General features: G+C 63.7%; 7 protein-coding genes and 1 pseudogene. 7 read left to right on the forward strand and 1 reads right to left on the reverse strand.

Features of this window, described 5'->3' with window-relative positions; translation table 11 throughout:
- The first annotated feature begins 33 nt into the window (after window positions 1-33).
- From EOA86_RS18880 to EOA86_RS18905, 6 genes are all read left to right on the forward strand, one after another.
- A complete protein-coding gene (locus tag EOA86_RS18880; protein WP_065006000.1) occupies window positions 34-504 on the forward strand; it encodes an Lrp/AsnC family transcriptional regulator in 471 nt (156 codons plus the stop codon).
- An 84-nt stretch (window positions 505-588) separates the two neighbouring features.
- On the forward strand, window positions 589-1,074 hold the full coding sequence (gene dut, locus EOA86_RS18885; RefSeq protein WP_128343066.1) for a dUTP diphosphatase: 486 nt from the start codon (window positions 589-591) through the stop codon (window positions 1,072-1,074).
- Window positions 1,075-1,086: 12 nt separating this feature from the next.
- A complete protein-coding gene (locus tag EOA86_RS18890) occupies window positions 1,087-1,794 on the forward strand; it encodes an HAD family phosphatase (protein WP_128343068.1) in 708 nt (235 codons plus the stop codon).
- A 34-nt stretch (window positions 1,795-1,828) separates the two neighbouring features.
- Window positions 1,829-2,677, forward strand: coding sequence for a hypothetical protein (locus EOA86_RS18895; RefSeq protein ID WP_128343070.1), 849 nt, complete (start codon window positions 1,829-1,831; stop codon window positions 2,675-2,677).
- 69 nt (window positions 2,678-2,746) lie between these two features.
- Complete coding sequence (locus EOA86_RS18900; RefSeq protein WP_128343071.1) at window positions 2,747-3,550, forward strand: oxaloacetate decarboxylase; 804 nt, start codon at window positions 2,747-2,749, stop codon at window positions 3,548-3,550.
- Window positions 3,547-4,542 carry a proline racemase family protein gene (locus tag EOA86_RS18905; protein WP_095521047.1) on the forward strand — a complete coding sequence of 332 codons (996 nt, stop codon included), beginning with the start codon at window positions 3,547-3,549 and terminating at the stop codon, window positions 4,540-4,542. Before EOA86_RS18900 ends, EOA86_RS18905 begins: the two co-directional genes overlap by 4 nt.
- Window positions 4,543-4,687: 145 nt before the next feature.
- Here EOA86_RS18905 and EOA86_RS18910 read toward each other — a convergent pair whose 3' ends face one another.
- Entirely contained in the window at window positions 4,688-5,383 is a 696-nt protein-coding gene (locus EOA86_RS18910; RefSeq protein ID WP_029347756.1) for a sulfate transporter family protein, read from the reverse strand.
- Between the two features lie 195 nt (window positions 5,384-5,578).
- Here EOA86_RS18910 and EOA86_RS18915 point away from each other — a divergent pair.
- Window positions 5,579-5,862, forward strand: a pseudogene (locus EOA86_RS18915) (adenosine kinase); the annotation flags it as partial.

Genomic DNA, 5,862 nt, shown 5'->3' on the forward strand with positions numbered 1-5,862 from the left:
GTATTTTGCCAATCATTGGGACAAGCATCCCACATGCCGCTGGAAATCGATGAGATCGACCGAAGATTGCTGGCCGAGCTGCAACGCGACGGTACACTGTCGGTCGACCAACTGTCGGAAAGGGTGTCGCTGTCGCGCAACGCCTGCTGGCGCCGGGTCAAGCGGCTGGAAGAAGACGGCGTGATTACCGGCCGGGTGGCGCTGGTCGATGCGGACAAGCTCGGCCTCGGCCTTTCGGTGTTCGTCCTGATCCGGACCTCCAATCACGATCCGAACTGGCTGCAAAAATTCCGGGCGGCAGTCACCGGTTTTCCCGAGATCACCGGCGTCTACCGGATGTCCGGCGACCTCGATTATGTGCTGCGTGCCCGCGTCGCCGACGTGAAGGCGTATGACCGGCTCTATCAGCGACTGATCGCCAAGGTGGCGCTGTCGGATGTTTCGGCCTCCTTCGTCATGGAGGAGATCAAGGAAACGACGGTCGTTCCCGTAGAACTGCGCTGAAGTGGAACTGCGCTGAAAGAAAGCCGTTGATAGCATTGCCGCCGAGTTGACCGAATCGGCGTTGGTAACGATAGGATCAGCCTCATGCGCGCAGCCCTCTACACTTCCTCCGTCATCGGTCCGGCCGTCGGCTTCGTCAGGCTGCCGCATGGCGAGGGCCTGCCGCTTCCCGCCTATGAAAGCCCGGGCGCCGCCGGCATGGATCTGCGCGCCGCGGTGCCGGACGACCGGCCGCTGCTGATCCTGCCGGGAAAACGCGCGCTGGTGCCGACCGGACTGATCCTGGAGATCCCGGAGGGCGTGGAAGGTCAGATCCGGCCGCGCTCGGGCCTCGCCTTCAAGCATGGCCTCACCTGTCTCAACACGCCGGGCACCATTGACAGCGACTATCGCGGCGAGGTCAAGGTGCTGCTGATCAATCTCGGCGACGAAGATTTCGCAGTGACGCGCGGCATGCGGATCGCCCAGATTGTCTTTGCGTCCGTGATGCAGGCGACGGTCGAGGAGCGCACATTGGCCGGCGGCACGGCGCGCGGCTCGGGCGGCTTCGGATCGACCGGCACGGCCTGATGAGCATAGTGAATGAGAATACCCAAACTCGTCATCTTCGATTGCGACGGGGTTCTGGTCGACACCGAGAACCTGGCCAATCGACGCCTCGCCGAATGGCTCACCACTGCCGGCTACCCGGCCAGCTTCGAATATTGCCGTAAGAATTTCTCCGGCCGCTCCATGGTATCGGTGCAAAAGGAGGTCGAGGCGACCGGCGTGAGCCTCGGCGCCGATTTCGTCGAGCGTTGGAACGCCGGCCTGCCGGACCTGTTCGCGCATGGCGTCGAAGCCGTCCCCTATGTCAAGGAGTTCATCGAAGCCGTGCACGCTGCCGGCATCGCAACTTGCGTCGCTTCATCGGCACGGGTTTCGAAAATGCACATCACGCTCGGCCAGACCGGGCTGCTGCAGCTGTTCGAGCATGCGCTGTTCAGCTCGACCATGGTTTCGCGCGGCAAGCCGTTTCCCGACCTGTTCCTGCATGCTGCAGGCACGATGGGCTTCGCGCCCGCCGATTGCATCGTCATCGAGGACAGCGTCGCCGGGACGTTAGCCGGCATTGCCGCCGGCATGCGCGTATTTTCCTACTACGGCGACCCGCATTCCGACCGCGACGGCCTGACCGAGGCCGGCGGCATCCTGTTCGACGACATGCGCGAACTTGCCGGGCTGGTGCCGATCCACCGATCTGATCTTCAGGCTTCCCATCCGGCTGGATGCCTCGGTCGTCCGTGCTAGTCTGCGAACGTTCGACAGTGGGAGGCGCCAGCATATGAATTCCATCCTGCTTCGCTTCATTCTCGCCTGTTTGCTGCTGCCGTGCCTGTGGACTGCGGCCGGCACCCAAGGCGTCAGTTTCCCGGACCTTGGCAGCGCCGTTCCCGGCCACAAAGACACGATCTATCTCGACCTCGCCAGGATGGTCATTCCCGATCTGGCGGCGGACAAGGACGGCTTCTATCGGGGCTCCATGCCGATCGAGATGCGCCATATCGAGGGTCCGGATAGCGGTGGCTCGCCGCCCGTAACGTCGGGCTTTTCTGATGCTGGCGTGCTCCAGATCAAGGCAGGCGGCAAGAATCGGCTGGCCATGCTGTTCGACCTCGGGAGCTCCTCCGACAGCGCCGAGGGTTTTGCGGTGCTGGCGCTCTACGATCTTGCCAGCAGGCCGAGACTGCTCGACGCTGTCAATGTCGCCGTCGACCGGAGCACCTATTTCCGCGATCCGGGCAAGCTGCCGATCGGGCCCAGCGATGACGCCATCATCACCCTGAGCACGCATTTCAATTCGAGCCAGGGCTATGTGAGCACGCCGCTGATCCTGGTCCGCGACGACAGGTTCGAACTGATCGACGTGATCTACACGTTTGACGAGTCACTGTGCGCCTACAAGCGCACGCAGGAGGTGGCGTTTCAGACCATTGCGGACGGCCAGCCCTATGCGGCCATCAAGGCGACGGTGACCGATGCCACCGTGCCGAATGGCGAAAGCTGCAACGAACCGGCGCCCGAGCCTTCCTCGCGCGACATCTCCGTCACCTACCATTGGGACGGCACCGCATACGTCAAGGGGTCCGACGCACTGGATAAATTGGCAGGAGAGAACGCCAATCGTTTCTGAGCCAATCGCATTCGTTTGCCCGGCGGGCAGTGGCGGGATAAAATGCGCTTCGCACTCTGGGGAGCATCCATGGAAAAGGGCAAAATCTTTCGCGACCTGCACAGCTCGATCTTCGTCATGCCCAATCCCTGGGACGTCGGCACGACGAAACTGCTGGCCTCATTCGGTTTCAAGGCGCTGGCGACGACCAGCGCCGGCTTTGCCTTTTCGCGCGGCCTGCCCGACGGCGCGGTGACCTTCGAGGCGATGATCCACCACTGCCGCGAGGTGGCGGCGGCGACCGGCCTGCCGGTCTCGGCCGATCTCGAAAAGGGCAAGGGCGACAGCGCGACAAGTGCATCCGAAACCATCTTCGCCGCCGAGGCCGCGGGACTCGCCGGCTGCTCGATCGAGGACCACACTGGCGAGCCCGACAAGCCGATCTATGATTTTTCGCATGCCGTCGAGCGCGTCGCCGCCGCAGCGGAGGCGGCACGGGCGCTGAAGCACGATTTCGTCTTCACCGCGCGGGCTGAGAATTTTCTATGGGGCAAGCCCGACATCGACGACACGATCAAGCGGCTGCAGGCCTTCGAGAAGGCCGGCGCCGACGTGCTCTACGCGCCGGGCATCAGTGACATCGAAACGGTGCGAACCGTATGCTCGGCGCTGACCAAGCCGGTCAACGTCATGGTGAGGCCCGGCTTCACCATCGCCGATCTTTCCCTGGCAGGCGTCAAGCGCATTTCGCTCGGGCCCTGGCTGACCAATTTCGCCTTCGGCATGCTGGAGACGGCGGCGCGCGAGATCCAGCAGGACGGCACCTTCGGCTTCACCCGCACCGCCATGCCTTTCGGCAAGCTGCAGGCGTTGTTTGCCGAACCCAACGCATGACGCTCACCGTCGTCGACATGCACACCGGCGGCGAGCCGCTGCGGATCGTCACCGGCGGCTATCCCAAGATCCCCGCAGGCACGATCCTGGAAAAGCGCGCCTATGTGCGCGACCACCTCGATCATCTCAGGAAGATCCTGATGTTCGAGCCGCGCGGCCACTACGACATGTATGGCGCGCTGCTGGTGGAACCCGACCTGCCCGGCGCCGACCTCGCCGTGCTGTTCATGCACAATGAGGGCTATTCGACGATGTGCGGCCACGCCATCGTCGCGCTCGGCCGCTACGCCGTCGACGAGAGGCTCGTCGCGCGGCAGGAGCCGGTGACGACAGTCAATATCGAAGCGCCGTGCGGGCTGGTCGTCGCCTCGGTCGAGGTGCAGGACGGCAAGGCCGGCGCGGTGTCGTTCGAAAGCGTGCCGGCCTTTCTGTTCGCCCGCGACCAGGAGATTGAATTGCCGGGCTTCGGTTCGATCGGCTTCGACATCGCCTATGGCGGCGCCTTCTATGCGCTCGCCGATTGCCGCCAGTTCGGGCTGGAATTCGGCAGGAACCGCGTGCGCGATTTCGTCGATGCGGCGACAATGCTGACCGGGAAACTGAAGGCCGAGTTTCCGCTGTCGCATCCCGACCATGCCGACCTTGCCTTTCTCTACGGTACCATCCTGACCGACGGACAGGACGCATTTTCCGATACCCCGACCAAAAACATCTGCGTCTTCGCCGAGGCCGAGGTCGACCGTTCGCCGACCGGCTCGGGCGTCACTGCGCGGCTGGCGGCAATGCATGCCAAGGGCGAAATCGCCGGCCAGACGCGGCTGTTCGAGAGTGTTGCAGGCTCGCGCTTTTTCGGCAGCGTGGCGAGGACCGCGAAAGCCGGGCTGCATGACGCCATTATCGCCCGAGTCGGCGGCCGCGCCTACTACTGCGGCCGGGCCGAATTCATCGTCGAACCCGACGACGAGTTGGGACGCGGTTTTCTTTTACGCTAGCGCCGGGGGTGTGCTGAGATTCGGGTCAGCCCGTGCTGAGAACGGTGGGTTCCGAGGACCGGAACGGAGCGTAACGTTAGAGTGCTTACCGGAAGCACAGGAAACCGCCATTCGCAAGCCGGCATCACCCGAATATCAGCACGCCCTAAGCCGCTTCCCGCGCACTGATCGCCTTGTGCAAATGCACCATCATGGCGGCGGCGAAGAGCGGCGTCAGAAGGTTGAGCAGCGGCACGGCGAGGAAGGCAGCGATAACCAGCCCGGCGAGGAACACCGTGACGGCATGTTTTTTGCGCAACGCCCGTGCCTCGGCCTCCGGGCGAAAACGCATGGCGGCGAACTCGAAGAACTCACGCCCCAGCAGATAGCCGTTGACGATGAAGAAGGCAGCGATGTTGATGCCCGGCACCAGCAGAAGCAGCAAGGCCACGATGTTGCCGACGATGACGACGCCGAAGAATCTTATCGCCAGCACCATCGAGCGCAGTGCCGGCATGGCGCGGCCGGGCGGGTCATTGGGATAGTCGGTGCGCTCGACCACTTCGGCGACGTCGTCGAGGAACAGGCCGGCGATGATCGCCGTCACCGGCGCGATCAGCAGCGCCAGACCCAGCGCGAGACCGATACCGGCGACGATGAAGCCCAGCCATCCGGCCCAGGACGGCAGGCTGGGCAGCCATGCGTCGATCCATGGCCAGGCCAGCCATTCGAACAGGCCCTCGATGGCGAACCACAGCGCGGCGAGCGCCAACAAGGTCAGGCCCAGCGTTTTTGCGAACACCGAGCGGAATTCGGGCGAAAACAGCCGGCTGGCGGCGGCGCGGGCGGCGCTAGAGATCACGGCGTTTCCAATTCCATGGCTGGTATCTCCGAGGCAGGCGGAGACAGGCAAGACACAGGCGGACAGCGTGTTGCAGTGCATCCGCCGTTCGACCAGATTAATAGATCCCGACCCTAGGCAAAGCCGCATCAAATCGCTAGACCCGCCCGCGGCCGGCGTGCCAGAAAGCCGGTGGTTTTCGCGGAGACATCATTGATGCCGAACTATGACGTGCTTTGTATCGGTAATGCCATCGTCGACATCATCGCCCAGTGCGACGAGGCATTCCTGGAAACGAACGGCATCATCAAGGGCGCGATGAACCTGATCGACACGAGGCGCGCCGAGCTCCTCTACAGCCGCATGGGCCCGGCCATCGAAGCCTCCGGCGGCAGCGCCGGCAACACAGCGGCAGGTGTCGCCAGCTTCGGCGGGCGCGCCGCTTTCTTCGGCAAGGTCTCGAACGACACGCTCGGCGAAATCTACGCCCACGACATGCA

This window comes from Mesorhizobium sp. M5C.F.Ca.IN.020.32.2.1, from assembly GCF_004023105.1.
GTDB lineage: Bacteria > Pseudomonadota > Alphaproteobacteria > Rhizobiales > Rhizobiaceae > Mesorhizobium > Mesorhizobium wenxiniae.

What these genes read in the sequence shown, in the direction of transcription:
- EOA86_RS18905 (WP_095521047.1), top strand. Translation starts at nt 3,547, where the DNA reads ATGACGCTCACCGTCGTCGACATGCACACCGGCGGCGAGCCGCTGCGG.
- EOA86_RS18880 (WP_065006000.1), top strand. Translation starts at nt 34, where the DNA reads ATGCCGCTGGAAATCGATGAGATCGACCGAAGATTGCTGGCCGAGCTG.
- EOA86_RS18890 (WP_128343068.1), top strand. Translation starts at nt 1,087, where the DNA reads ATGAGAATACCCAAACTCGTCATCTTCGATTGCGACGGGGTTCTGGTC.
- dut (WP_128343066.1), top strand. Translation starts at nt 589, where the DNA reads ATGCGCGCAGCCCTCTACACTTCCTCCGTCATCGGTCCGGCCGTCGGC.
- EOA86_RS18895 (WP_128343070.1), top strand. Translation starts at nt 1,829, where the DNA reads ATGAATTCCATCCTGCTTCGCTTCATTCTCGCCTGTTTGCTGCTGCCG.
- EOA86_RS18900 (WP_128343071.1), top strand. Translation starts at nt 2,747, where the DNA reads ATGGAAAAGGGCAAAATCTTTCGCGACCTGCACAGCTCGATCTTCGTC.